We start from the raw sequence: 26,098 nt of genomic DNA, 5'->3' as shown, positions 1-26,098 counted from the left end.
AGTTGGTTTCAGGCGGCGGCCGCTTGAGTTTGAGGATCATCCACGAGCGTCCAACCGGGACAGGCTAGAAATCGATCGTTGAGCGTTCCTGGGTAAAACCATTTGCGAGGCGCGTAGATGCATGGCTCGGGCCGATTCGATAACCAAGCGGCCCACCAACTGAACGTGCTGTTGGCAATCACGATGGCTTCGGCGGCAGACATGAGCACGAGTTCCTCATGAGGACCACTGCTGGTAGTAACATAATGGGTGGGGCAGGGGAGGTTCAGCTCCCGCTGGCACCATGGGATATCGTTGGAAAACACGGTGACTTCCACACCGGTTCGCTCCGTCAGACGCGCCAGCACGGCTCGGCGGTAGTAGTCGAGGCTCAAGTTGCGATAGATGGCTGAGGCCTGCGGATTACTCAGATAATCACCACGTCGAATGTGCAGTGCCAGGCTGGGCGTACTCTGCAAACGTTCCAGTGTAGCTAAGCTGTCACTGCTGAGAGCCTCGACCAATTTATACTGCTGGCGGACTGTTTCGGTGACGTCGGGAAAGAAGCGATCGCTCTGCCAATAGCCAACCAGATAAACGTGATTGCCGGTCCGCAAGTATCGCTCGGCGAAGCCAAACGGTTTCTCTTTGACGCGTTTTAGTGACTGACTGTTGAACCAATCTTGCCAGAGGGGACCAGGCTTGGACTGATAACGCCTGGGTAGAATCTGTCGTTCATCGCTGGTCAGCCGGCGCGCGGCAATATCGAACCGGTTCAGCATCAGTCCATGTGCGGGCATACCCTCGTAGGCAGCCAGATCCAGCACCAGTTCTGAGTTGTGTGTGTGGGCCAGCTGCAAACCAAACGCATACTGAAACATTTGGTTGCCCAAACCGCCATCGATTCGTACGACAATCATCTTGGCCGACTCCCTTCAGCCTTACGTTCCGTTTCCCAATCGCCGAGCGAGTATACGGAATCCCACGTCCCACGCCAACATCGCAATTTGCAAAGCTAGCAAACCCCTCTCTATCGCGCGTGAGTTTACAGAGCCCAGCACAGCCCTTCGATCAATTGCTAGCATCATCGTTCACACTGGGACATACCCCCGAATCTCTCGTGGCCGGGACAAGCCGACTCCCCCTGCAATGCAAGTAAATCCGCACTTGGTCAGCAAATCCGCGCGGGGTCAGCAAATCCGCACGTGGTCTGTCCCCAGTCGCGCGCCCGGGGACAGACACAATACCGTTCGGCCCTCGAATTGCCTTGCTGTCGAGTGTGGAAATGCTAGCGTTTTTTCAGGGTGAATCGAATTGCTAGCGTTCACAGATAGAGTGTGCAGTTGTTGCGTTTTCTGGATCGGCGCGCACCGGTAGCCCAGTTGAGTGCTAGCATTAGAGACTAGTTGGCTTGGGCTTGGGACTTAGGGAGGTCGCTCCTTCAGGCGTTCGAGATGCCGCTCCACTTCCTCCAGACTGGCCCAGCCATTGATGTAGTGGCAAAGCATCTCGAAAGTGCGTTTGGTCGGAGTGCGTCCGGTGTAAATCAGGATCAACATGCAGGCTATCAACGCACAGTAGACCTGGATCTCAACGCCCTCTTGCTTGTGGCTCAGCAAGTGACGACAGCCCAACAACTGCTTGAGCATTCTAAAAAATAGCTCAATACTCCACCTGAGCATATATAAATAAGCGATCAACTCAGCCGGCAGATCAAGCATGTCGGTGACGATTCGTAGGACGCCATCGCTGCTGGGACCAGTGCTGGAGAAGTTTCTCCCCCGAGTTCGACCGCGACTGGTGTGAGGCGAACATCCATTTGCACTTTCACTTAAAAGCAGATTTGGGTTGTATCCTAAGTGGTGCTTACTTTCAGTACTGCGAGGCTTAAATGACTTGGGTTGAATTGCACGAAGTCCCTGCATTTTCATTATCCGACGGGCTTTGCGCCGACCGCATTTCATGCCTTTCTCAGTGAGCTCAGTTGCAATTCGACGGCTACCATATCGACGACGATGATGCCTGAATGCTTCGCGCACTTTAGGCGAGAGAATACGATCCTCCTCATCGCGCTGTGTGTCGTCAGAATTAAGCCACGAGTAGTACGCACTACGGGTCAGCTCTAGCACTTCACAGATCTGGGTGATCGGTGCCACTTCCGTCTGTTCAATGGCCTGAGCGACTGCGTAAAGCTCAGCTATTCGTTCCGGCCTAAAATACCCAAAGCTTTTTTTAAAATGTCTCGCTCACGCTCCACGCGGTGAAGCTCCGCTTGCAGCTGCTTTAGCTTGGCATCCATTGCGTCAGCGACTGGGCCTGCGTCTGTCACCAATTCTTGCTTCCATTTGTACAGCAAGTTCCTTCTGGGGATCCCAAGCCGTTCACAAATCGACGAAGCTGAATGCCCATCAAGGTGCATTTGTACAGCTTCTTGCTTCAGGTCTTCCGGATAAACTCTTCGTGAATTCTTTAGCTTCTTTTGAGGCTTCATGCCGTCTCCTTAGATTGCTCATTCTAAGAGACTGGACTGTCCGGAAAAGCGGTACCACCTCAGTCTGTCCCCCAGCGTTCCAGATCAAATGCGGGGACAGACTACTGGTTGTTGTGCTAGCATGATGGTGGAAAGAACTATCAGCAAATCCGCGTGGGTCTGTCCCTAGGTGCGCGCCCGGGGCCAGACTGGGCGGACTAGCGGCGCCAACGCTCGAGCAACACTCGAGTCAGTCGAGAAATGTGCGAGTCGACGGGCAACGATGCGCAGTAGTTGATGGAACCAGCCGAAAAGACGCCGCCCCCACTGGCCGTTTCATAATAGATCATCTCCGCGCCGCCATCGGCTGGGTTCAAGCCGCGGGCTAAAACCGTCACATCGGCTGGAGTACTGGCAGATCGTTTGTCTGTCTCGTGTCCAGAAGCTCCACCCGGGCAGCGCTTATGCAAACTCTCTGTCCCAAACACGTCACCCTGGGCTAAACCCGATCCAGCAAACAACCAGTGCGAACCATCCATCACTTGATACGGCGCACCAGTCATCGCCCCACTGGGCGTAAAGACCACGCCCAGCAACGATGCCTCCGACTCAACTCGCATGGCGAATCGACTATCCCGGCCCTGCATTCCAGATGGCCATAGACTTTGGATGTTCCCGTTGTGACAAACCATCGCCCCCTGCTGGTCGATCTCCACCTCGCAGTTCAACCCGTTTCCACCTAAGTACACTAACTTGCCGCCCCGATTCAAAACCCAATCTTTCAATCGGACATACATGCCTCGCGTCCAATATTCCGGATGCACAGCGATGATCAGGACTTCGTAAGCATCCAAGTCCAGCGTTCCATCATCGAACTGCGTCTCAGCATAGTAGTCGTACTCAAAACCCTCGCGCTGCAACCAGCCGACCAGTCGCCATTCTGCCGGCGCCAAATGACACGCTTGACGACCCTCGATCGGGTCGGCTATCGATTCGGAAAAGGCAATATGATTGAAGGGCTCAGGTCGTTCAAACGACAGTTTCGCATATGCTTCGTAACCCCATGTGCCATGATCAGGGTCTTGATAGCGCGCCAACTCGTATCGCGAATTGACCGTCGGCCTGGCCGGTAACTGATTCGCATGGATATAGTTGCTGCGGCCACCGAAGGCGTTATAAGCATTCCAAGTTATGTTCGAGGCCAGCACCGCCATCTTCGACTGGGGCTCTCGCGGTGCAACAATCCACGGAAACGAGAACTGGACGCCCGACGCCGTACTGGCGCGAAAGTAATAGAGACCGCTGGGCTGCGGCGCGGTCACGTACTGGCGATGCGTTTCACTGGCATAGCCCACCTTGTTCCACTGAACTCCGCTCTGAGTGTAGTCACCATCGGGTGTGATCTGCATCATCGCGCGCGGCCCATGTTCGTCGTGCCAGCCCAAACTCCGCACCAGTTCAGGCCGCCATCCATAACGCCACAGCTCAAGCTGAAACGGCTCCACCGAGTGCACGCGAAACTCCGACTGCTCGCCACTACGTACCCACTTAGGCCACGCATACCCCAGCAGTTGATCGGCCAATAGTCGAAATTGAATAGGCTCGCTCCCAGGTAACTCGACCTGCGAGAACTTGGCTCCGAATCCCGCCTTCTGCAGTACGACTCGATACGTGCCGGCTGGCAACTCTAGATGCACCGATCCACTAGCACGCGAACGGGTGGCATACGATTGGCCATCCTGCGCAATAAACTCCAAACTGACATCCGCTAGAGCCACATAGCGTTCGTCGCTGACGTAACCAATCAATGGTGCAGGTGCTTGATTCACGAGGCTGGTATCTCACTAAAGTACTGTAACGCGTAACACATGGCTTGATCGCGACACATTGTCTCCCATGCAATCTAGCTTCGCAACGAGCAGCCACTTGTCCGCCGGCCAAAAAACAATCACCATACACACCTCAGCCTTCGCCTCCCTTCCACCAGCCATAACCGTCTACCCACCAGCCACTCCATGACGCGAACACAACGTATTACCGCTTGCCTGAGCTATCTACTGATCGCTTTCAATTTCGCCCATGCCGAGGACAGTCTGCAATGGCGAGGCACCGACGGTCAGGGACATTCCTCGGCCAAGAACTTGCCGATCACTTGGAGTGAAGATAGCAACGTCGCTTGGAAAGCAGAAATACCTGGACGCGGTTGGTCGACACCCGTCATCCAAAACAATCAAATTTGGATGACCACCGCTATCGAAACACCGGCCAAGCCCGAAGTGGCCGAAGAACGACTGAAGACCAACACGGGTGATCAACCACTCACTCTCTTAGATCAAGTCGAACTGCGCGCCATCTGCGTCGACCGAACGACCGGTAAGACCTTGCACGATATCGAGCTGATCAAGAAGCAATCGCCACAATGGGTGCACAAGCTAAATAGCTACGCTTCGCCCACTCCCGTCCTAGAAGGCGAGCGCCTGTTCTGCAGTTTCGGCGCCTACGGATCAGCCTGCGTCAACATCACTAGCGGACAAGTCGTATGGACTAACTCTGATCTGGATGTGATGCATGAAAACGGTCCAGGCGGTTCACCAATTCTGGTCGATGATGTGCTGGTCATTCACATGGATGGCAGCGATCAACAGTTCATTGCGGCCCTGGACAAGTACACGGGCAAGCTGCGTTGGAAAACGCCGCGCTCCGGCGAGATGAATGCCAATCCACAACTCCGCAAATCTTATGGCACTCCGTTAGTAATGCAAATCAACGGGCAGACGCAAATCGTTTCGCCAGCTTCCGATTGGCTGTATGGTTACGATCCACAAACCGGCAAAGAGCTGTGGAAACTTCCTTACGGTGAACTGGGATTCTCGCTAACGCCGCGGCCAGTGGTCGCGAAGGGACGTCTCTTTATGGCCACCGGTTTTGGACGTTCGCAAATGTTGGCCATCGATCTAAAAAATGGCCAACCCGAAATCGCCTGGCGTTACAAGCAAGGCATACCCACGATGCCTTCACCACTGGTTATCGATCAGGAACTCTATTTTGTCAGCGATTCAAGCGGCATCTTGACCTGCCTCGATACAGCCACCGGGAAAGAGATCTATCGCCAGCGCCTCGGTGGCAATTACAGTTCCTCACTCATGGCGGCTGAAGGCCGAATCTACTTGGGCAATCGCGAAGGCAGCCTATTCGTTATCCAGGCCGGCCGCGAGTACAAACTGCTTGCCGAAAACAAGTTGCCCGGCGCCATCTACGCCACACCGGTAGCTGTCGACAATCAGTTGTTTCTGCGCACCGATCAGGCGCTGTACTGCTTGGTCAAAAAAGACGCGGACTAAATGGCCGCGCAGTAGCGGAAGCCGTCAAGGCTTTCGAAATGCTTGACGCATGCCGCTACGTGCCCAACTAGGCGTTGGACGAGAGCACGCTAATGATTCGTTGCAACTCTGCGCGAGCGTCATGCCACCAATCTTTACCGAGAACGCGAATCACTCGCCAACCAAACTCCTCCAGCAATCGTGGTCGCATGATGTCGCGTTCCCACGGGTCGGCCGACTGATAGGCTTCAGCCGTATCCACCAAGATACCCAGGCGATAATGCGCATCGCCAGCCTGGTAAACGGCCGCATGGATGCGAAACAGAGATTGACCAACCAGGTTATCGACCAGGTAACCTTCACCTCGCAAGGCTTCGGAAATCTGCCGCGTTACAACATCCAACTCCTGGGATTCTACCAAGCTAGAAACGCGATAACGTCCAAGCTGGGCCAGCGCCAACTGGGCTCCCGCAACATCCTGCTTGTCCAAACACTCGGCGTAGCGCAAATACTGCTTAAGGCATGCCGGGCCAAAATTGTAGTCGTTGGTAATCTGTCCCCAGCGCATCGAACTAACAACTGCCATGTGTCGCTTCGCTCGGGAGAAGGCTACGTTCAATCGCTTCTCGCCACCATCGCGATTGATCGGCCCGAAGTTCATCGATAACTTGCGGGCGGCACTGGGACCATAACAAACACTCAAGATGATCAAATCGCGTTCGTCACCTTGGATGTTCTCCAGGTTCTTCACGAGCAACCCAGTAAACTGCCCGTCGTCTTCACGGGTGAGTTCCTGCTCGTACAGAATTGCAAAGTCACGGTCCTCTCGGGCTCGATCTTCTAACGCACGCTCAATTTCGGTCTGCTGTGCTTCGGAGAATGCGATCACGCCGATGGTTCGTCCGGTGCCATCCGCCAGACATTCAGCCACCAACTGTGCCACCCTCTCGGCTTCGCGACGATTGCGACGATCTTCATAAACGCCGTCGCTGATGAAGTGAAATGAAATCGGACGACCGAGCCAACTATCTGAAGTGCGAGTTGTCCGCTCACCAGGTTGAATGTCAACGTTGGAGTCTACTGAGTACGTCGGACTATGCTCATGAACGGAAGTTGTCAGCGCAATTTCATTTGTCGCAGGCGATTCCGGCGTACCCGCGCGGCGAGCTACATCAGGCACGGTCAATAACTGACCGTTGTAAAATGCCCAGTTCGAGAAACTAATCAGCGACTCGCTGCGACTGCGATAGTGCCAACCGAGCATCGTTGATGGCAAACGCTTGCCCGCATGACGGAGCAAGCTATCGGAGCTTAAGTCAACGTCGATCGCCAGGTCACCGTCCTCTTCCAGGTCGACATCACTCTCCGCAACGTCGCTTGCTTTTTGAGCAAAGAAGTTCGTGGGTGGCAACTGCATCGTATCGCCCACGATTATTGTTTGTACGCCACGAAACAATGTCGGCACCGCATCCTCTAGTCGCACCTGGCTGGCTTCGTCAAAGATGACCACATCCACAAACTGCGAGGCCAGTGGCAGAGTGTCGGACACACTCAGCGGACTCATCAGCCAGATCGGCTTCAAATCTCGAACTAGCAGTCCACTGTCTCCATCTACCAGGTCCCGTATAGGGCGATAGCGCATCGTCTTGCCAAACTCATGCTCGAGAATCTTGCGACCTTGTTGATAACGTTTCGATAACGCGGGATTGGCAGGGGCCGGCACCGAGTTCTGTACGAAGCGCTCACGTGCGTGTTGGCAGACTTCAGCTGCATTAACTCCGAGCCACTGCGGTAACAATTGGGTCACCTGCTCGACGTGAGTTGCTTGTTCGCCTGCATGAAACCGCTCGATGTCAGGTTGCGATTTCAGCCACTTGAACCAAGTGGCATGTTCTACGCAAGCTTCCATCTGCTCAAAGGTCAGATACTGACTGCGCAGAAAGTGTGATACCGATTCAGGTAACGAATCGACCAATTGAAGGACGTCGGCGATTGCGGGCAGTTGGTGTATGTTCTCTAAAACAGATACCAGCGACTGACGTAACTGGTCGGCAGAGTTACCGTCCCACAGGCAAACTAGCTGACCGCACGTTTCCGCAAGTGCCTGCATCGCGGGCGAGATTCGCAGCATGTCCGTGATGGCGTCATTAGGTACGCTGGATGTCAGCAATCGAGCGTGCGCCTCACGCAACCATTGAGGCTGCTTAGGCAAGTCGAGCTCCAAATCTTTAATGAATTGGCTAGCTTCCGGCAGCGGTAACTGCAACGACAACTCACGTTGCAGCGACTGACCTAACTGCAGCAACTTGGCCCGGACATTATGTTCTGCTTGCAAATCCTCGAGCACTTGAGTCCAAGTTGGACGAAGCTCATGCTTACTAAAATCGTAATGGCTTTTTATCAACTTGCGCAGCCGCCAGTAGGCCGGCACAAACCAGCGAAACATGCTAGCCTGAAACTGCTTGGCCAGTCCCAAGGCCGTGCGAGTCTCATCGGCCGGCAGTTTGGTTTGCCAGTTCTTGGTGCGCTGCCGGGCTACGGCGATTTCAGCTTCGATCTCCGCCAAACGCGACAAACCCATCCGCAATTCCGAGAAGCGGACCGATTTGGGGTCAAGCAATGTTAGGTTGGAGTCGTTAGCCAACACCTGCAGTCGATCGACGTGCTTCAACCACTCGAACAACTGTTTAAGCGACCATGAAGGATTTATGCTAAAGCTACACTGTTGCCAGTATGCGGCTACCTGGTCGACTTGCTCCACCGCGCGGGCCGTCAACTCGGCAATACGGTTGGCACCATTGTCCTGGCCGACCAGTTCACTTCGCAAAACATGCAGCGGATGAGCACGAAAGATTTTGGCCGCGTTCAAATGTTCCAGTCGCACTCGCAAGATATCCAGCTTGTCGCCAGCGGACCACCATTGCGCTAACGTTGGAGGATCGCTACTGGGATCTAACTTGATCGCTGCATGATCAAACTGAATCACTCGATCGAGTAAACGTCTCATGGAGATCGTGCGCGATTGATCAGCTGACGAAATGGATGTTTGCATCGCTTCTTCGTATCGCGTCAGCCCTTGAACAGCTCGATCCAGTTGGTGAATCAATTGGGAACGGCGATCCGCACTGTCCGATTCCCTTTTTGCGGTGAAAGCCTTGTACGTGGCGTGCAGGTCTTGAATGAACTCCTTCTTGTCACTCTGCGAGTCATGCACCAGCGAACACAGTTCACCCAGTCCACATTGGCTGAGCCGCGAATACACCACATCGATGGCAGCTCGTTTTTCGCAGACAAACAGGACACGTTTTCCACGCGCTACAAAGTCGGCAATCAGGTTGGTAATGGTTTGAGACTTACCGGTACCGGGTGGTCCCTGGATAATGTAACTCTGTCCCGTGCGCGATTGAGCTATAGCGCGAGATTGTGTCGGATCGCTTGTAACGACTTCGAAACGTTCGGGAAGTGGTATGGCTGTGTCCGGAGCACTTTGCAGTTTGCTGGACTCGTCATTGGCCGCCGAATATTGAAACGCAGCTTCAAAAGCCGGATTGACCAGCCCTTGATCGGCAATGGCTTCGTAGTCGCGCACCAACGACATCCGCCGGTAATGAAGATTGACTAGCGTCAAATTGCACAAATCAAACGACCAGTGGTACGGATTATCGCTAGAGGAATCGCGAATAACGGCAATGTCTCTCTCAACAGTCAGTGTTTGACTGTCGGCGCTGGCGGGCGGAGGAGTATCCTTCGGCATCGAGGTGGTAGGTGGTGAGTCCAAAGTTGGTTGACTCTCACCTACCGATTCATTGGGCACTGCATAGTGACGTGCGGGACGACCAGAATGCATCAAACGCTGAAGATGAAACTCGGGTTGCTTAACGCGTTGCGTAAACAGGCGTACGCCCAGTGGATGATAGTTAAGGGCATCGTACGAATAATCAATTTCTTCAAAACGCGAAACGCCGCGCCCAGCCACCCGGGACGAACGGCGGTACTGATCCAGACGACGTTTGGCTCTTTCATGAATGAGTTCGATGCGCGGGCGATCAATCTTGGTGAGCGAAATAGCGGGCTCGTTGGCGATGATTTGAGTTTTGAGCAATTCAAACAATTGCTCCACGGCCTGGTCTTCCAGCTCGATAGCTTCTGGCAGCGCGATGTTGTATAGATTCCGGAAAAGGTGCCGAATGACCGGGTTGATTTCTGCAACCGTCGCTTGAGCTTCAAACGTAAACGTATCGCGAATACCTTTTTGCTTGTTAATTTGTACCGGCAACAGTATTAGGGGCGAGATGTACTGCTGAATGGGCGATTCCTTCAGATTCGCCCAAGCCAGAAAGGCGATGACCAGGCGCAACTGCGAGCAGCCAAATTCATTTCGATCGCGTCGCGCGTCGGCCATCAACCGTTCGAGCACGCTGCTGGTGTAAACGGCTTCGTTAAAGTTAATACGTTGGTTCAAGCGAACTGCTTGTCCCTTTGAAAGCGTCGACTGCAATTCAGGGTTCCAGATCATCAGCTGGTCGGCGCTGAAATTCTTGATATTGATGGTGATCGGCATCGACGCCTGCGTTAGATTTAATGCCTGCGCCGTGCTGCGAAAACTCAGCAGTGGGTTGCGACGCGACAGATCGAACAGTCGGTCACGCAATTGAAATAGCAGACGCTGCGTCGGCGAACGCTGAGCAGCGGTGTTTTGGATTTGGTCTAATGCCAGTTGAGTCTCAAGGCTGACAGTTTGATCCCGATAATTTTCGAGAGTCAGCAGCATGGTGCCCAGGTCAGAGACGCGCTGGTCGCGATTGAGCTCAGTCGCCTGACGAATGACCTGCGCTAGCACCGGGTGAAGTGTGGGTTTGAGGCGAAACAGGTTGTCGCGGTGAGTGACAAACGTTTGCAGCTCGTCATACTGTGAGAAGTCCAACTGCAGGGCTAGCGATGCGAAGATCATTCCCAGGCTGAAGATATCGGTCAACGGATCATGATGACCAATTTTGTATTCCCAGCAATCGTAACCGGTGATGTACTTGATCACCGCTTCCGAGTCATCGGAACCATTCGGTCGATCGAGATCTTGGTCGGACGAAGCGAACTGATCGACAATCGCTGTGTTCTGAATAGACTGTTGGCCGGTATTCAGATCTATTTCACTGTGTAGCTGGCTCACCACGTTCCAGCCATGGTGCCGCTGAGATTCGAGCGATCGCAGTCTGCCCCCGGCATCTCGTGGCCGGTCACAGAGATGCTCTTCGAACCAGATCTTTTGCGAAGCGACTTGCAAGTGTTCGGTGCCTTGCAGCGGTGCGACTTGACCACGCTGATGAGCCGCCAGGGTCTCGCGGACCAGCGGCAAAAAGCAGCTGAGAATGTCTTCGGTCCCTAGCTCCGGCAACAAGTTCCACTGCGCAAGGAATTCAGTGAACTTCATGTGCGGCCTCTAAAATCGTCGACTTCTTTTGATCGCACAATTCGATTTGATTTTTGCGGAGCTTCATCTCTTTGCGCATCATGGGGATGAGCTTGTCCTTCAGTTTCCAGGCTTCAGCGACTGTCAAGACGCTAGCCCAAGGCGATTCTTCCAGACTTCGATCGGCCGTTGCAAAGTCCAGCAGGACATAACACAGGTAGGTGGCTACGGATTCCGTATTCCAGGTTGTGCTATGCACAAGCGATAGGAGGCTGGCCGCGGTCGGAGCGGCCTCCGATGGATCGAAGTCTTCAAAATATTGTCGAGCATGCGCGAGCATGACGTCGGAACGCAGTGAGGGTGGCAGCAGCACATGCGCGATCAGCGCGCGAGTGAAAGCGGAGAGCTGACGCTGTTGAAGTAGATCCATCGATGTGGTATCGCATGGTCCTTCTATATAGCTGGCGAGCTTGGCATGCAAAGATTCATCGTTGTCGTAAGCCAGCTTGAGTGCAACGGCGCGAATGTAGGGTTCTGGGTGAGTGACCGCTTCACTGGACAGCAAACCAGCAGATTTACTGAGTATCTCCTGGGCCTGCAACAAGAACTCTTCGGGCGAAACCGATTTTAAACCAGTTTCGAGTTTGATAAGCGTGGAGATGACCGGTTCGAGTTGACCGACGACTTTCATGGCGACTTGGTCGCAATAGGCTTCGGTATACAGAGCCAACTTACGAAACGAGTTCCGAAAGGTTGGATGAGCATGGGCATCGAGGCAAATAGAACGCAAGATGTCCCAGGAACGCAAATGATCACCATCATCGGTCTGATGCAGCAGGTGATGTCCTAGTTCGTGGCCCAACAAGGCGCGCAATTCGAGTTGGCTTAAACCGCTCTCGAGATCACCGGAGAAGACGATATGAATCTCATCACCGCCCGATGCCAGGCATGCGTTCCAGTGCGATTCGGATTGAGCCTGGTACAGAGTAATAGGAACGGTAACTCCCAGCGTATCGGCGGCGAACTGGGCAGCGTCGTATAGCACAGGATGTGCCTGCGACGTTAGACGATACGTCGACTTGAGCAGATCAAACTTGAGGGATTCGAGAGCTGCGGAAGATTGTTGTTGATTGCCGAACCAATCCCATACGGTTTTGTCCATCTGACGCAGAAGGTCGCGAAGTGCATGATGATAGGGTAGCGGGCTGACAAACTGCATGTGGCTTCGATCTATGGCTTCCATGGTACGGAGACGCAGGGCGCCTAGATTATGGTCGGCCGACGCGCCAATCGGCAAGTTGGCGTGGCGTGGCACGTTGCCAGTTGCACGTTGCCAGGTGCCAAGTGCCAAGTGAACTTACATCAGTCGCAGCCAGACTGCATTTAGATATTCGGCTTCGGGACAGTTGGATGAAACTGGATGGCATGGAGCGGCGCCGGTGCGAGCCAGAATTTGCATAGGGCGGGGCAGGGCGTGTGGTTGTTCCGCGCTGCGATTGCAACTACGAGCGGCGCTGCGCACTAGTCGCACAAATTCTGATTCAGGTAGCAAGCCTGCGCAGGTGCAACTGAGCATTAGTCCGCCTGGGCGAACCAATTGCATGGCCAGGCGATTGAGATCGAAATGTTTCTTGGTGCCTTCTTCGATTTCGGCTCGCGAACGGATCAACTTGGGAGGATCGAGCACGACCATATCGAACTGTTTGCCGCTGCGCTGCATATCGCGCATATAGGCAAACGCGTCGGCTTGAGTAAATTTGACGCGTACGCTGTTGAGGGCTGCGTTGTGTTTGGCTTGCTCCAGCGGAGCTTCATCCAGATCGACGCCGACAACTTCGGTAGCTCCGCCCAACTTGGCAGCCATAACGGCAAAGCCACCGGTGTAACAGCAAACATCCAACAAGCTTTTGCCACCGCAGAGCTTGGCAACTTGCAAACGATTATCGCGTTGGTCGCAGAAGAAGCCGGTTTTGTGGCCTGTACCGAAGTGAACTTTGTAACGCGTACCGTGTTCGGTGACGGTCACATGCGGAGGTAGATCGGGACTCTTAAGCGGTGCGAAAGTAGCGCCTTCTTGACTGGCAAGCTGTGGACTGGGTTGAATCAGCCAATGCTTGGTACCTAGCTGCTGTGCCAGTCGCTCGATAATCGCACCAGCGCGAGCGCCCATGGCCAGGCTGAAGACTTCGGCGCTCAGCACATCGCCATAACGATCGATCATCAAGCCTGGCACACCGTCGGCTTCGGCATGTAGGACTCGATAGCAGTCAGTGACGTCGTCGAGTTTGAGAATATCACGACGCAGCGTGATGGCTTGCTGGAGCGACTGATCCCAGAAATTATCGTCGGGAACATCTTGGCTCCAGCGAATGATGCGGACAGCAATTTCGGCTTTGGGATTGTAAAGTCCGTAGGCGAACAGTTCGGGGTCTGGCCGCTCGTGCACATGATAGATAGCCACCCAATCGCCACGCTTGGGCGCGCCGTCAAGGTGACGGATGCGTTTGCGGAAAACGTTAGGATGCAGGCATGGTTTATCGAGCAATACGCTCGGCAACCGCTGTCGGCTGCTGATAGCCAGCGGAGCAGGGGACAAGCCGACGACCGGAGCAGATTGCGAATGGGCTGGGCGATGGCCAGTGGGTTTGCGTTGAGACACTTGGCTTAGCTGTACAGTTGAATGGCACGGATGATCGCATCCAATTCATTGGGCACAGCAACGGCGCGATTGGCGAACGAGGCTCGAGACACGCCACGACTGCCTAGGACTTCATTGAATTTTTCTTGATCGGTGGTGTGGTAGGCCACGGTAGCGGTTGGGTCCTTGAGCTGATGACCTGTCAGAATGCAGACCACGCGATCGGAAGGCGCGATGATACCTTCTTCACGCAGGAGTTTGGCACCCGCGACGCTGGCAGCGCTGGCCGGTTCGCAGCCGATTCCACCGGCGCCAACTTGGGCCTTGGCATCCAAGATCTCTTGGTCGGTCACACGGCGTACAACTCCGTCGCACACGTCGAGTGCTCGCAGACACTTTTTGAGATTGACTGGACGATTGATTTCGATTGCGCTAGCGATTGTATCTGCCTTGGCATGCCGGCTGTCCAGATCATCATAGTACGCGCAAGTGGTTTTGGCGTCGGGTTGGCCGGCATTCCAGCGCAGCTTGCGCCGCTCGTAAAGTTGGTAGAGGGTATCAGCACCGGCGGCGTTGATGACTGCCAATCGCGGCGCGCGGTCGATCAGTCCGAGCTTTAAGAGTTCTTGAAAGGCTTTGCCGAAGGCCGACGAGTTGCCGAGGTTGCCGCCAGGGACCACGATCCAGTCAGGCACTTGCCAGCGTAAGGCTTCCAGCACGCGGAACATGATGGTCTTCTGACCTTCGAGACGAAACGGGTTGATGCTGTTGACCAGGTAGATGCCGAGATCTTTGGAAACTTCGCGAACTCGAATCATGGCGTCGTCGAAATCGCCGGCAATCTGGACAGTTAGCGCGCCGTATTCGAGTGCTTGGGAGAGCTTGCCATAGGAGATCTTGCCGCTGCCGATAAAGATAACTGCTTTCATGAGCTGCGTTACCGAACAGTACATAGCCAGCGAAGCGCTGGTGTTCCCAGTGCTGGCACAGGCCGCACGTTTGGCTCCGGTCAGGTGTGCGTGGGTGAAGGCTGCGCACATGCCATTATCTTTGAAGCTACCGGAGGGGTTCATGCCTTCGTATTGCAGGAACAGTCCGCCACTGGATTCGCCGTTTGCTAGCATGCGTCCAGGATGTAGACCAACATACTTGGCGACTGAGTCCGCTTTTTGGAGCAGAGTCTGCCCTTCGCCGACGGTTACGACTTGCTCAGGGCGGACGAATGGCAGCAGTTCGTGAAACCGCCAAACTCCGGAGTAACGCAGTGGTTCGTAGCGCCGGCTCCAGTACTGTTCGAAATCGGATAAACGTCGAGGCACCGGAACGCGTGACCACTCATAGTCCACGTCCAGCAGATCGCCACAGCGGTCGCAAGCCGTCTTGACCTGGCCGACGTCGAGCGTAGCCCCGCAGAGTGGGTTGATACAACGTTGCAGGGCAGGGCCACTAGTAAGCGGTTTGGAGGCCGCACTTGCAGCCATTTCGATATTCGCCATGCAACCGACTCGTTTCAAAAGCTTGGGGACACACTCTCTCTTTATAGCCGACCGAGCCCTAAAGGTCCATCGAGATCCACCGCTAGCATAGGCCCAATCACTCTCGCCACAATGTGAGGCCTGTCCCCAAACCGATTTTTTAAGAGGTCTGTCCCAAAACTAATGTCTGGGCTCCGGCAGTGGCTTGGCGGCGCTGTCGCGATTACTTTTCCCCGACGCAGACCAAGTGCCCCGCCGATCGGATGAACATTTCGCTATCGACAATCGCTGGGGTGGCGTCGACGCCTTCGCCCAGCTTATTGGTCGCCAATACTTTCAGCTTTTCCGAATCTTCGATGACCGTGATCGTGCCATTGCGGTCTGTTAAGTACACTTTGCCGCCCGCGGCCACGGGCGAAGCATAAGTGTTACTGATACCGGGGATTCTCTGGGCGACATAATGCGGTTTGCCCGAGGGAGCGTCGAGGCAAGTCAGCTGCCCAGATCTGCCTTTATAGAAGTAGAGTCGATTGTTGGATAGCAATGGTGTGGCCACATCGGGCGTATCGTGATCGATGGTCCAAAGCACATTTTTGGAGCCCTTGATATCGCCCATCCCTCCCAATCTAAACGCACCGAGAAAGGCACCGCGAAAACCGCTTCCGATAAATACCGTGTCACCCTGAGCGACGGCGGATGCACAGGGACGTTCCGTTTGGCCACCGCACCGCCACAGTTCCTTGCCAGTTTTGGCATCATAAGCTCGCGCAGACCGCTGCCCATTCATCACGATCTGCGCCTGTCCTTTGTAGTTGACAACTAAGGGAGTGGCCCAGCAGGTTGGCTCATCACGATCCGTCTTCCACAAAATCTCGCCCGTTAACTTGTCGAGGGCGTATAGGGCCGACGGTCCTTCGTGATCCCATGGCACGATCAACATGTTTTCAAACAATGTCGGCGAACTGCCTTCTCCGAAACTGTTGCGAGTGTTCATATCGCCCAGGTCTCGCTCCCACTTCAATTGTCCGTCCATCGTATAGCAGTAGGTCCCACGTGAACCAAAGTGTGCGTATATATGCTGACCATCCGTACATGGCGAAGCGGACGCATGGGTATTGGTGGAATGCGTTTCCTGATGCGGGCTTGCTTCAATCGCAACTTGCTTCCAAGTCCGCTCCCCGTTGTCACGATTGAAGCAGTGGACCTCGAACGCCAAGGAGCGAGCATTTTTTGGATCGGGCACCGATGTCACTACGAACACATGTGTCCCCCAAATCACCGGGGATCCCGATCCTACACCTGGGACAGGCGCCTTCCACTTGACGTTGACGCCCTCGCCAAACGCTACGGGTGGACTACCGCTCGCGGCGCCTGTCCCACTAGGCCCACGCCAGTGCGGCCAATTCTCCGCGTAAATCGCCGTCGTTATTGAGCAAACAATGATCAGCGCAAGCACATTAGCCATGGAAAAACGTCCTGCTGGGATAAAGACAACTACTGTGAGTCAAGATTATACCCCCCCGACGCCAGGTCTTGGGACAGACCTGCAAATGCTGCCCCGCGGTTAGTCTGACTTAGGACAGACCCGATAGACTTTCCCAGCAATAGGACAGACCCGAAAGAATCGCCCGGGCGAGGATTTAGGACAGACCTGCAAGACTTGGCGGAGCTGGGTACGGTTTGGGACAGGCCTGCAAGACGGTTTTGGGACAGACCCATGAGGGTTGGCTCATGAGGGTTGGCTGATGGATTCGGGCTGGCTGAAGCCGCGATTGAGGGTGCTAGCCAGGCATGGTGACGACTTGCTAGAAGCATCAGCGCAGCGTGAAGAGGCATGGTTGGCGTTCCGCAAAATTCGCGGCCATGCTATCGACCCATTGGCGGTCTTCAATTGAGGAGCGATCGATGTAGCGACTCAAACTCTGAGGGAAGCTTCAGCCGTTTCGGCTCTAGATGTCCTAGGCGGCCGAGTAGCCGTTTAGGTTGTAGCAACGTTTGCGACCGAAGTGGGCAGCCGCTTCCTGCAGCTTCTCTTGGCTGGTCGCAAAGAACGTTCCGCGCCAGCGATCCTGCGAAAGCAGTACCTGCTGCATCAACCACAGCTCCGGAGTCATCTTGAGTCGCTCAAAGATCGACGCGGTCTCAGGCGACAAACTCTGCTTGCCCTCGCGTTGCATGCGAGCGGTCTCATCTACCAACCAACAATATTGACCAAGCGTAAAACCTTCGATCAATCCCGCACGCTTGGCCCCAAAGCGGCGACGGTCCTCGATCGGCATGAGCCACAGATCGTCTTCCAAACCCTCGCTGGCCCGGCTGGCTGCGATGCTACCCGACTTGGCAGCCTGCAGGTCGTCCATCCGTCCCAACGACTCGACATGCAACAACCGCTCGTAGAGCGACGTGTAACGCCCCAACTCCGGCAACCTCGATAATCCCGCCGCATACCGGTTATTGTCGATGTACACCAACACCATCAACGCCGCTATTTCATCCAGCACCGCCACCGACTTGTAACGTCCTTCAAAGAACGCGCCATGGCATCCATCCTCAGCGTTGGCCAGGCGCGACAGCGGCTGCTTCAAGTCCTTCATGAACCAACCCAAGTCCATCAGACGCCGGCGCAGTTTCTCCACCAGTTCTAAATCCAGAGCCTTCTTGGCCAACCACTCCGGGTCCAGTTCGACCATCTTCTTGCCTTTGACGTAGGGCGGATGCAGCGTATACCAGCGGCGTAGCACTTCTTCGGCCGACCAGCCGCGAGCCGTCTCGGGATCGATCCGCAACATGAAATGCAAATGATTTCCCAGAATTGCAAAGGAGATGGGCACGATAGCGTAGTACATCGCCAGTTCAACCAGGCGATCGCACACCCACTGCCGACGATCGGTCGTACCGATGTTGAGCAGCTTGAGCTTGCGTACGCAGCGCGTAACGCAGTGATAGATCTGGCAGTAATCGAGATCGACAATTTGATTACGAGGTCTGGTCATGATGGTTTCGATGCCTCCATGGGTAAATGAGAAACAGACCGCTGCCCCAACCGCAGCCAAAAACCTATGCACCATGGGCGTATGCATGCATCATGGGCCACACAAGTCACCGCTGCCGCCGAGACCGTCACGTGAGCGAGTTCACATTTACTAGGATAGGGACGCGTCAAGGGCAAAAACGCTTTTTCAGACTCGCAATGTGCGTAAATCCCTGGAGATCGCAATTAAAATTTTCTATTATTTCGCATATTATTTTCTCGACGAGTTTATTTTCGTAATAAATGCACCCCAGACCAATGACATTCTCCAAAGTGTCCAGCTAACTTTCGAAGACATGCACCAAAAAAACGAAGCATCGGTCGCGGCATTTTTTGATAGCAAAACAGTCATCCCATAAGGGACCTGTCAAGAGCGAAAATTTCCCCCATGACTGCAAGACTCAGGCTCAATCCAATTCTGGAAAGTGGTGCGACTATCCTCTCCGTTTTCTGAGTTGAGCCGCGAATAATTTTGTCGAGTCGCTTCGACAAACACTGGCAAAGGAGGATCTATCGTGAAGTATCGGTTCAAAGATGGTTTTACCCTGGTTGAACTCCTGGTTGTTCTTGCAGTAGTTGGCCTGCTAATTGGGCTACTGTTGCCCGCGGTACAAGGGGCCCGCGAAGCCGCTCGGCGGATGCAGTGCTCGAACAATCTTAAGCAGATGATCTTGGCGACCTTAAATTACGAAACAGTACACTCGCGATTTCCGCCGGGACGATTAGCACCTGATTGGAGCGTCAATCGTGTGCCACGGGCGTCTTATACCAGCTACGAGTCTGTTGATATCGCTCCCGGTTCGGGACATTGGACGGGCTTTCGTTCGGTCCACACCTTCATTCTTCCATTCATGGAGCAGACCGCTGTCTACGAACTTATCGACTTCCGCGTACCTATCAATGTTCGTTTGACAACTGGTGGTGGCACTACACCCCTGAACCCAAACTTCGCGGCATATAGCAAGGCAATGGGACTGTTTCTTTGCCCATCCTGTCCATTCACCGGCGTAAAAATTTCTGAAAACAATTATCGATATAACTTTGGTGGATCAACTCCTTTCGGAGGCGCACTAGATACTCTGCATAACAACAATTTGAACGCTATTTCTCCACAAGGTTATGCCTGTCGTGGTAACGGGGCATTTACGATTGGTGCAGCCCTAACGACTGCTGTTTTTTTAGACGGTCTCTCGAACACTGCTTTTTTCTCTGAGCGGACGAAAGGGTCTGGGCATAATCTTGCTCAGGAACTACCCCGAGCCTCAGATGTGACCACTCTGCAAACTCGACCTCTGGGGCTCGTAGACGCAGACGAGTTGTTGCAAGGCTGCTTGACCCAAACACTCACTCTCAACAGCGGCTTCAATTTCAATTCGGCTGGTCGTTGGTTGCCAGGCAGCGACTATTCGAATGGCTGGCCATTCGGGTTTTATTCGAGCACTATGTACAACCACGTGGCTCCGCCCAACTGGAAAGCGGTTGATTGTGGCACCCGCAGCGCCATTGCAGATGCACCGGGTGAGCACGCCATAGTTAGCGCACGAAGTTCTCACTCAGGGGGTGTGAACACGGCCATGGGTGACGGTTCCGTTCATTTCATTGCCGACGGTATCGACCTTGATACTTGGCGGAGCCTTGGGACTCGCGACCGAGGTGAAGTAGCCAGCGTGAATGACTGAATGAACTCAGCGAGTAGTGAGATAGAGACTTTCATGTATCGAGTTGGTCAACAGCAGGAGGATTGAATATGCAGTTCGTCAAGTATGTGGCTCTTCTGATAAGCGCGCTCGGATGTTCGCGATCCGTGATCGAGCGCTCAATAGTCGCTTCAGCCGAAACGGCACTCGTCGAAGCAGAGCTGTTACTCTCGACCGATAAGCACGAATCTGCGATTGCGCTGTTGACCAATTCCATTGAGTCAGGAGGACTCAACGGCGATCTGCTATCTGTGGCTTTGATTGCACGAGCGCGGTGCTTGATCAAGGATGGACGTTTGGATGATGCACAGACGGACATAGATCGGGCAGAGCAGGGGGGTGCACCTCTTGAACTGCTGCACTTTGCAAAAGGCCTGCTACTTTCCAAAGCAGGCAAACCGCATCAGGCGACCGCGGAGTTCGCCAAGGCTAGGCGGCATAAAGTGACGCGACAGGGATCCAAAATGAACTTTCCGTAACAAGTCCCGGGCGAACATGCTGTGCAGGCGAACTGAGGGACTGATTTTATTTCCCTATCGTTATGTAGGCTCGAATTTGAAGCCGAGACGTTAATAGTTCGCCATCAACGTGGCTGAAACGGTCCGAGCATAAGCGGATAGCGTTTAATATCGCAGTGTTATTATGCACCCGCAGTTGTATTGCTTGAGCCGTGGCATCGATGGTTCCTATTCAAATCGAGTACCCATTTCTAGAAAAACTGCACTGGCTGTTGCTGGCGTCGCTACTGCTGTCCAGCGTACTGACAATTTCATTGCTATTTCGGTGGTTTCGAGGACCAAAGACGGCGAGCAAACTTTCTGGAAAGCCATGGACCGGAATCCAACTGTCTATGGGTCTGAGCCTGGCCGCATTCCACGCACTGCTTTGGAACTTGTATTTTTCGAGCCTGCCTAGGAATCGATTTGATTTAGCAATTTACTGGTTAACCTTTGCAGGTGGAGTATCTGCATGGCTGATCATGCGGCAATTATCTGTCCGTGTAGGCGACCAGCGATCTGCAATTGATTTCGCCTTTTCGGCGGTTCAGTCGATGGGACTGGGCGTTTGCATGCAACTGTTTGCGATTCCCGCTGAAAGACAGGATTGGGTCACCCTGCCACCTGGTACTTTATCAATTTATGCAGAACAGGTGGCGGTAACCGATCAAGGGAATCGCATACACCTGTATCAACGAGAATTGACACGTCAGGAATTCGAAGATTACGTCCGACTCTCTCGCAATCAAATCGCCGAGTTAATCAAGCATGCCATGCTGAAGGCGGAGCCGCAGCCCAACACCAATTGCCACGGTTGGATTTTCTCCAGCGGCGAATTCATCCTTCGAAACGAGGATGTCGGACTAATATTGGCCGACAATCGCTACCGGCAGGCAGATCGCCCAGTCCTCGACGACGTTGTTATTTACCGCGGCCCAAGCGGGGACATCATCCACACGGGAAAAGTATGTGGATTTTTAAATTACTATGGAGTGCTGGTCGAAAGCAAATGGGGCATTGATGGGACTTACGTACACTTGGTGGACCAGCAGCCCTATTCCCAATTCTACGAGTTCTGGCGTAGCAGCCGCCGCAGTCATACGCTGTACATCCTACCCGCTGATCAAGCACTTGCTCAATCATCAGCGGTTGCGCACTCAGAGCCGCTCGGTAGCCTGGAAGATTAGCGACGAATTTTCGTTGCTTAGCTAGCATCTTTATCATGCCCAACCTGCGCCGGGCAGTCTGTCCAAAACGCACTGAAGTAGTCTGTCCCAAAAGCGGCCGCGAGGAAAGCTGAATAGCCTGTCCCAAAATCGAGTGCGGGAACGCTGAACAAATAGTCATCCTGGCGAAAATAGGCAGACAAGGCGCGATGAGCAGTCTGAGTGGGGCTATCCCAACCTGCTAATGACTCAATGGGGTCTGTCCCAAAATCAATTTTGGCGACTCCACCCCAGAGCTGGGAAATAGAGCAACCAAGCAAACCAGTCAACTGGGACACAATGGGCAAAACAAGATGATTGACGGGGGCATTTGTGGAGGCGTGCGTGAAAGGACCGCGCCCAGTAAGGGGCGCGTCTGTCCCCAATCAAAGTGCGCCTGTCCTTAGTTGAGGTGGGGGGTGGGGCGTGTGGAAAAGTTTGTGGTCTGTCCCATGATTTTTCGTCGCAGGTGGGGTGTGGGGCGAGGTTTCTGGCTAGACGCCGGACTGGCCAGCGGAAACAATGGGGCAGCTTGTAATTTCTAGCGTGGGCCGCTGGCACTCTGACAGCTTGTGCCCCTGGACAGCGAATCGAAAGAACGTATGAACAAAAAGCAGAAGGGCAAGCGGTCGAGCATCCGCCGCTATCGTCAAGCCACTGGACCTCTGGTCCAGCCGGCCGCTGAAAGTGATGTCGCCAAATTACTAAGTGGCCATTCACCAACCGAGGCATCTTCCATATTGAAGTGGAACTCGGGTAAAGCCAATGTGGCACACGCCAATAACATCAATTGGGCCGCCGCTGTTTGGCTCGGTCTACTGCACGTCGGTGCATTAGCCGCCTTCATTCCTTGGACTTTCTCTTGGAGTGGTCTAATCCTGGTCGTCGCCTTGCACTGGCTGTGCGGCTGTGTCGGTATCACGCTGGGTTACCATCGTATGCTGACGCACGGCAGCTTTAACACCTACCCGTGGATGCGACGCATCATTGCTTCGGTCGGTTGCCTGGCCGGCGAAGGTCCGCCGATGCAGTGGGTAGCAAACCACCGCTTGCACCACGCTCGCAGCGATCAAGAAGGCGATCCGCATTCGCCTAACGACGGTGGATGGTGGAGCCACGTGTTTTGGCTAGCCTACAACGTAGGTGGCAAGGACACGAAGGAGTTCTACCGTAAGTGGGCACCCGACCTGCAACGTGAACGCTACATGCGAACGCTGAACTACGCGTTTGTTCCGCTCAACATTCTCTCTTCCGCCATTCTGGCGGGAATTGCCTACTGGATAGGCGGACCGGAAGGTGGAGTGCAACTGGCTGTGTCTTGGTTCGTGTGGGCCGTGTGCGTGCGCATGGTATTCGTTTTGCATTCGACTTGGCTGGTTAATTCGGCCAGTCACATGTGGGGCTATCGCAACTACGAAACTCGCGATGACAGCCGCAACAATTGGTGGGTCGCGCTGCTGACCTACGGCGAAGGCTGGCACAATAATCACCACGCCCATCCACGCATGGCCAAACATGGCCACCGCTGGTGGGAAATTGACTTGACGTTCCGAACGATCCGCCTGATGCAACTCTTGGGCTTGGCTTGGGATGTCGTTGATTACCGGACCAAGGGCGAGAAAGCAGTCAAAGCGGCTGGTTGATTTGCCTGATATCAATAGCCGTTTTCACCGCGGCTGACCACAAATTCAAACGCCATGGCTGAGAAGCGATGGCGTTTTTCTTTTCGCCACTCGGCCAGCGGCAAGCCGAGAATTCGCCGCAAGGTTTTTGCGATCCAAGTCCTTAATTGGTTGCCTGGCGTACGTTTCCGGAAGATAATGAACTGTAGGTCGATCTCAGCAACTCTTACGGCAAACAATCATGGCACGCTCCATTCGGCAAGCAATCCTTGTATTCATGAGCATGTTGGCCCTGCTCGGTTCCGCCTCCACAGCAAGCGCTGGTTGGGGACATCGCTGGGGACATTGGGGACATCATCACTGGGGAAACCGCCCCGTATACAGCTCATGGGGCTGGCCAGCCTATCGCAGCTATAGCTACACCTCTCTGTACGTAGGACTACCGAGGTATCGGTATTACTATCCGTCGTATTACTACCCGTCGTACAGCTCTGCTTATTACAGTGTTGGACTGTACGCGCCTACAGTTTCCTATTCAGTCGCTCTGCAAACCTATTACTATCAACCGACGTACTACGCCCCAACGTACTACGCCCCAATCAATTGCGATCCCACCTACGTCGCGCCAATCATCTACCCGACCAATTGTTGTGATCCGTGTGTGACTACCTATCCAAGTAGTTCGACCACTCTTGATCCGACCAACTATTCCACGGGCACTGCGCCTGTCGTTTGGCCTCAGCAGGTAGCCAGTTCAAGTGGTTCATTGGTCGACCGCATGTTGGCCAGTCGCAACGTTGCCTCCCGAGCCCCAGCGAACAATGCAGTTGCCCAGCGTCGTTCGCCAGTTGCCGCGGGTAACCAAGCGATCCGCACTGTATCGACAACTCAGCCGCCTATCGGGTCACTTGTATCGAACTCTACCAACTCGCTGGAACCAATTCCTGATTCGTTACTACAAACTGCAGATCAGATGTTCGCTTTGGGGGGCTATCAGCAAGCAGCCTCGGCCTACGCTCGACTGGCCGTGCGTTATGGCGATCATGATGAATTAGCCGTGCGACGTTTCATCGCACTCGTTGCCAGTGGCGATCATCACCAAGCGGCCGTAGTCTTCCAGTTGGCACAAGCCAATGATCGACCACTATTGCTGGAACGAGTCCCTGGTACTAGCCTGGCCGCGTTCTATGGTTCGCTTGCATCCAACAAACAAACCCACACCGAATTGCTCGCAGGATTTGCGATGAAATCGAGCAACGACGCAGTCGCGCTGGCGATGGTTGGCAAGTGGCTGGAACTCGACAACCAACCAGAGAGAGGCTCGCTGTTTATGAAACGTGCGGCCCAGCTGAACTCCGACTCAGGCACTCTGGACTCTGCAACGACGCCCGACACCACGCTAGCTTGGATAGGTCGCCAGTAGACGCGCTCGTTCATTATCCAACTTGTCGATACTTGCTCGCTTACCCGCGGCGCGGTAACGTGAAGTGGAACCCACGCGGTGTGTCATTACGGTAGTCCATTCCCACCTGTTACCGATAACCACACCCAACCATTCAACCAATGAGCGTTGAAGGAGTTTCGACACGGGCCATGCTTGAAGCAACGTTGCCTTAAGATGGCCATGATCCTAAATTGACGCGGGCGCGTCGACAGATTGCAACCACTGCTAGCCGGCAGGAGAGCAACTCGTGGACGAGCCAGTCAAAGCCAAGCGATGAGTATTCCGTATGTGCCGCGCCGTTGCTTTCGAAAAGTCACAATTTGTTTTGAGTGTTGTGCTGGCCTGGCTGCTGACTGGCTGGTCGCTCGACGCCTGGGCACAAGAGCCAACCACCGCTCCCGTGCCAGCACCAACATCGCCAGCACCAACATCGCCAGCACCAACATCGCCAGCACCAACATCGCCAGTCTCGACATCGCCGGGCCGGGTTATGTTCGAGCCGCACATTCGTGAAATCTTGACCAAGCACTGCTTAGAATGCCACGGCGAGAAACAAGCCAAGGGTGAAATGCGCGTTGACCAGCGCGATACGCTGCTTAGCTACATTAGCGGTGGCGATCTGATAAACAGCTCGCTGTGGACTGACTACTTGACCACGGAAGACGAAGAGATGCACATGCCGCCGGTCAAGCATGGCAATCAACTCGATGCGTTGGAGCTGGCTGCGATTCGCGTGTGGATCGAAGATGGTGGCGATTGGCCCGAGAACTTTGTGTGGCCCTCGGCTACGCCCACCGCTGCGGCTGCTGAACCCACGCCGGTACCTGCGGCAGAGATGAATCTGGCACAGAAGGGGATGACGTTTATCGGCCACTTCCATCCGGCGATCGTCCACTTTCCCATCGGTTTGCTGCTAGTGTCCAGTCTGTTTGTGGCGCTTGGCTACTTTAAGCGTGACTCATTTGAGCCGGCGGCCTTTCATTGTTTGTGGATTGGGGCTCTCGCGGCCATTGTTTCCAGCCTGGCTGGCTGGTCGTTTGCAGAACTTCGTGGTTATTCATGGGGCGATGAAGCGGTGATGCGTCATCGCATCTGCGGAATCGCCGTGGCTATCTTAAGCGTGGCTCTAACGCCCATCGCGTTAGCGGCGCGCACACGCCCCGCGCCGCGTTTAAGGCTCCTGTGGCTAGGAGGGGCTCTGATCTTGGCTTTGTTGGTAGGTATCGCTGGCCATCAAGGTGGTGAGCTAACGTACGGCGAAGACTTGTTCGATCGAGCCTACACTCGCGCGTTTGGCAAGTGAGGCATAGTTT

The 26,098-nt window shown here is 54.3% G+C and carries 18 protein-coding genes; 8 read left to right on the top strand and 10 right to left on the bottom strand.

Going from position 1 to position 26,098, the window contains the following annotated elements:
* Window positions 1-8 precede the first annotated feature (8 nt).
* The 4 genes from SH573x_RS04065 to SH573x_RS04050 form a co-directional block, all read right to left on the bottom strand.
* A complete protein-coding gene (locus SH573x_RS04065) occupies window positions 9-899 on the bottom strand; it encodes an alpha-1,2-fucosyltransferase (RefSeq protein WP_479353053.1) in 891 nt (296 codons plus the stop codon).
* Window positions 900-1,403: 504 nt separating this feature from the next.
* A complete protein-coding gene (locus tag SH573x_RS04060; protein WP_479356642.1) occupies window positions 1,404-2,108 on the bottom strand; it encodes an IS3 family transposase in 705 nt (234 codons plus the stop codon).
* Window positions 2,109-2,176: 68 nt separating this feature from the next.
* Window positions 2,177-2,470, bottom strand: a complete 294-nt coding sequence (locus SH573x_RS04055) for a transposase (protein ID WP_479352284.1) — start codon at window positions 2,468-2,470, stop codon at window positions 2,177-2,179.
* A 197-nt stretch (window positions 2,471-2,667) separates the two neighbouring features.
* Window positions 2,668-4,278, bottom strand: coding sequence for a N,N-dimethylformamidase beta subunit family domain-containing protein (locus SH573x_RS04050; protein ID WP_479353052.1), 1,611 nt, complete (start codon window positions 4,276-4,278; stop codon window positions 2,668-2,670).
* Between the two features lie 186 nt (window positions 4,279-4,464).
* Between SH573x_RS04050 and SH573x_RS04045 the strand changes: the two genes are divergently transcribed.
* Window positions 4,465-5,790, top strand: a complete 1,326-nt coding sequence (locus SH573x_RS04045) for a PQQ-binding-like beta-propeller repeat protein (protein WP_479353051.1) — start codon at window positions 4,465-4,467, stop codon at window positions 5,788-5,790.
* Window positions 5,791-5,857: 67 nt separating this feature from the next.
* Here the strand turns inward: SH573x_RS04045 and SH573x_RS04040 are convergent, their stop codons facing one another.
* The 6 genes from SH573x_RS04040 to SH573x_RS04015 all read right to left on the bottom strand — a co-directional run bounded on the left by SH573x_RS04040 (window position 5,858) and on the right by SH573x_RS04015 (window position 18,282).
* Window positions 5,858-11,197 (bottom strand): AAA domain-containing protein, encoded by a 5,340-nt coding sequence (locus tag SH573x_RS04040; protein ID WP_479353050.1) that lies wholly within the window; start codon window positions 11,195-11,197, stop codon window positions 5,858-5,860.
* The gene (locus tag SH573x_RS04035; protein WP_479353049.1) at window positions 11,184-12,491 is read right to left on the bottom strand and encodes a M48 family metalloprotease; all 1,308 of its coding nucleotides are present in this window, start codon (window positions 12,489-12,491) and stop codon (window positions 11,184-11,186) included. The genes SH573x_RS04040 and SH573x_RS04035 overlap by 14 nt, the downstream gene beginning before the upstream one ends.
* A 42-nt stretch (window positions 12,492-12,533) precedes the next feature.
* Window positions 12,534-13,835, bottom strand: coding sequence for a class I SAM-dependent rRNA methyltransferase (locus tag SH573x_RS04030; RefSeq protein WP_479353048.1), 1,302 nt, complete (start codon window positions 13,833-13,835; stop codon window positions 12,534-12,536).
* 5 nt (window positions 13,836-13,840) lie between these two features.
* A complete protein-coding gene (thrC, locus tag SH573x_RS04025; protein WP_479353047.1) occupies window positions 13,841-15,310 on the bottom strand; it encodes a threonine synthase in 1,470 nt (489 codons plus the stop codon).
* A 202-nt stretch (window positions 15,311-15,512) separates the two neighbouring features.
* A complete protein-coding gene (locus SH573x_RS04020) occupies window positions 15,513-16,754 on the bottom strand; it encodes an outer membrane protein assembly factor BamB family protein (RefSeq protein ID WP_479353046.1) in 1,242 nt (413 codons plus the stop codon).
* Window positions 16,755-17,247: 493 nt separating this feature from the next.
* Window positions 17,248-18,282 carry a transposase gene (locus tag SH573x_RS04015; RefSeq protein WP_479353045.1) on the bottom strand — a complete coding sequence of 345 codons (1,035 nt, stop codon included), beginning with the start codon at window positions 18,280-18,282 and terminating at the stop codon, window positions 17,248-17,250.
* Window positions 18,283-18,835: 553 nt separating this feature from the next.
* On the opposite strand from SH573x_RS04015, the gene SH573x_RS04010 reads away from it, so the two are divergent.
* The 7 genes from SH573x_RS04010 to SH573x_RS03980 all read left to right on the top strand — a co-directional run bounded on the left by SH573x_RS04010 (window position 18,836) and on the right by SH573x_RS03980 (window position 26,088).
* The gene (locus SH573x_RS04010; RefSeq protein ID WP_479353044.1) at window positions 18,836-19,999 is read left to right on the top strand and encodes a DUF1559 domain-containing protein; all 1,164 of its coding nucleotides are present in this window, start codon (window positions 18,836-18,838) and stop codon (window positions 19,997-19,999) included.
* 68 nt (window positions 20,000-20,067) lie between these two features.
* The gene (locus SH573x_RS04005; protein ID WP_479353043.1) at window positions 20,068-20,496 is read left to right on the top strand and encodes a tetratricopeptide repeat protein; all 429 of its coding nucleotides are present in this window, start codon (window positions 20,068-20,070) and stop codon (window positions 20,494-20,496) included.
* Between the two features lie 191 nt (window positions 20,497-20,687).
* On the top strand, window positions 20,688-21,701 hold the full coding sequence (locus SH573x_RS04000) for a hypothetical protein (RefSeq protein WP_479353042.1): 1,014 nt from the start codon (window positions 20,688-20,690) through the stop codon (window positions 21,699-21,701).
* A gap of 620 nt (window positions 21,702-22,321) precedes the next feature.
* The gene (locus tag SH573x_RS03995; protein WP_479353041.1) at window positions 22,322-23,362 is read left to right on the top strand and encodes an acyl-CoA desaturase; all 1,041 of its coding nucleotides are present in this window, start codon (window positions 22,322-22,324) and stop codon (window positions 23,360-23,362) included.
* A 220-nt stretch (window positions 23,363-23,582) separates the two neighbouring features.
* Complete coding sequence (locus SH573x_RS03990; RefSeq protein WP_479353040.1) at window positions 23,583-24,764, top strand: hypothetical protein; 1,182 nt, start codon at window positions 23,583-23,585, stop codon at window positions 24,762-24,764.
* 294 nt (window positions 24,765-25,058) lie between these two features.
* A complete protein-coding gene (locus tag SH573x_RS03985) occupies window positions 25,059-25,298 on the top strand; it encodes a hypothetical protein (RefSeq protein WP_479353039.1) in 240 nt (79 codons plus the stop codon).
* A gap of 4 nt (window positions 25,299-25,302) precedes the next feature.
* Complete coding sequence (locus SH573x_RS03980) at window positions 25,303-26,088, top strand: DUF2231 domain-containing protein (RefSeq protein WP_479353038.1); 786 nt, start codon at window positions 25,303-25,305, stop codon at window positions 26,086-26,088.
* Window positions 26,089-26,098: the final 10 nt, after the last annotated feature.

It is taken from the genome of Rania fehmarnensis (assembly GCF_056494185.1).
The sequence above is the reverse complement of the archived record's forward strand: the minus strand, read 5'-3'. Positions and strand labels throughout refer to the sequence as shown.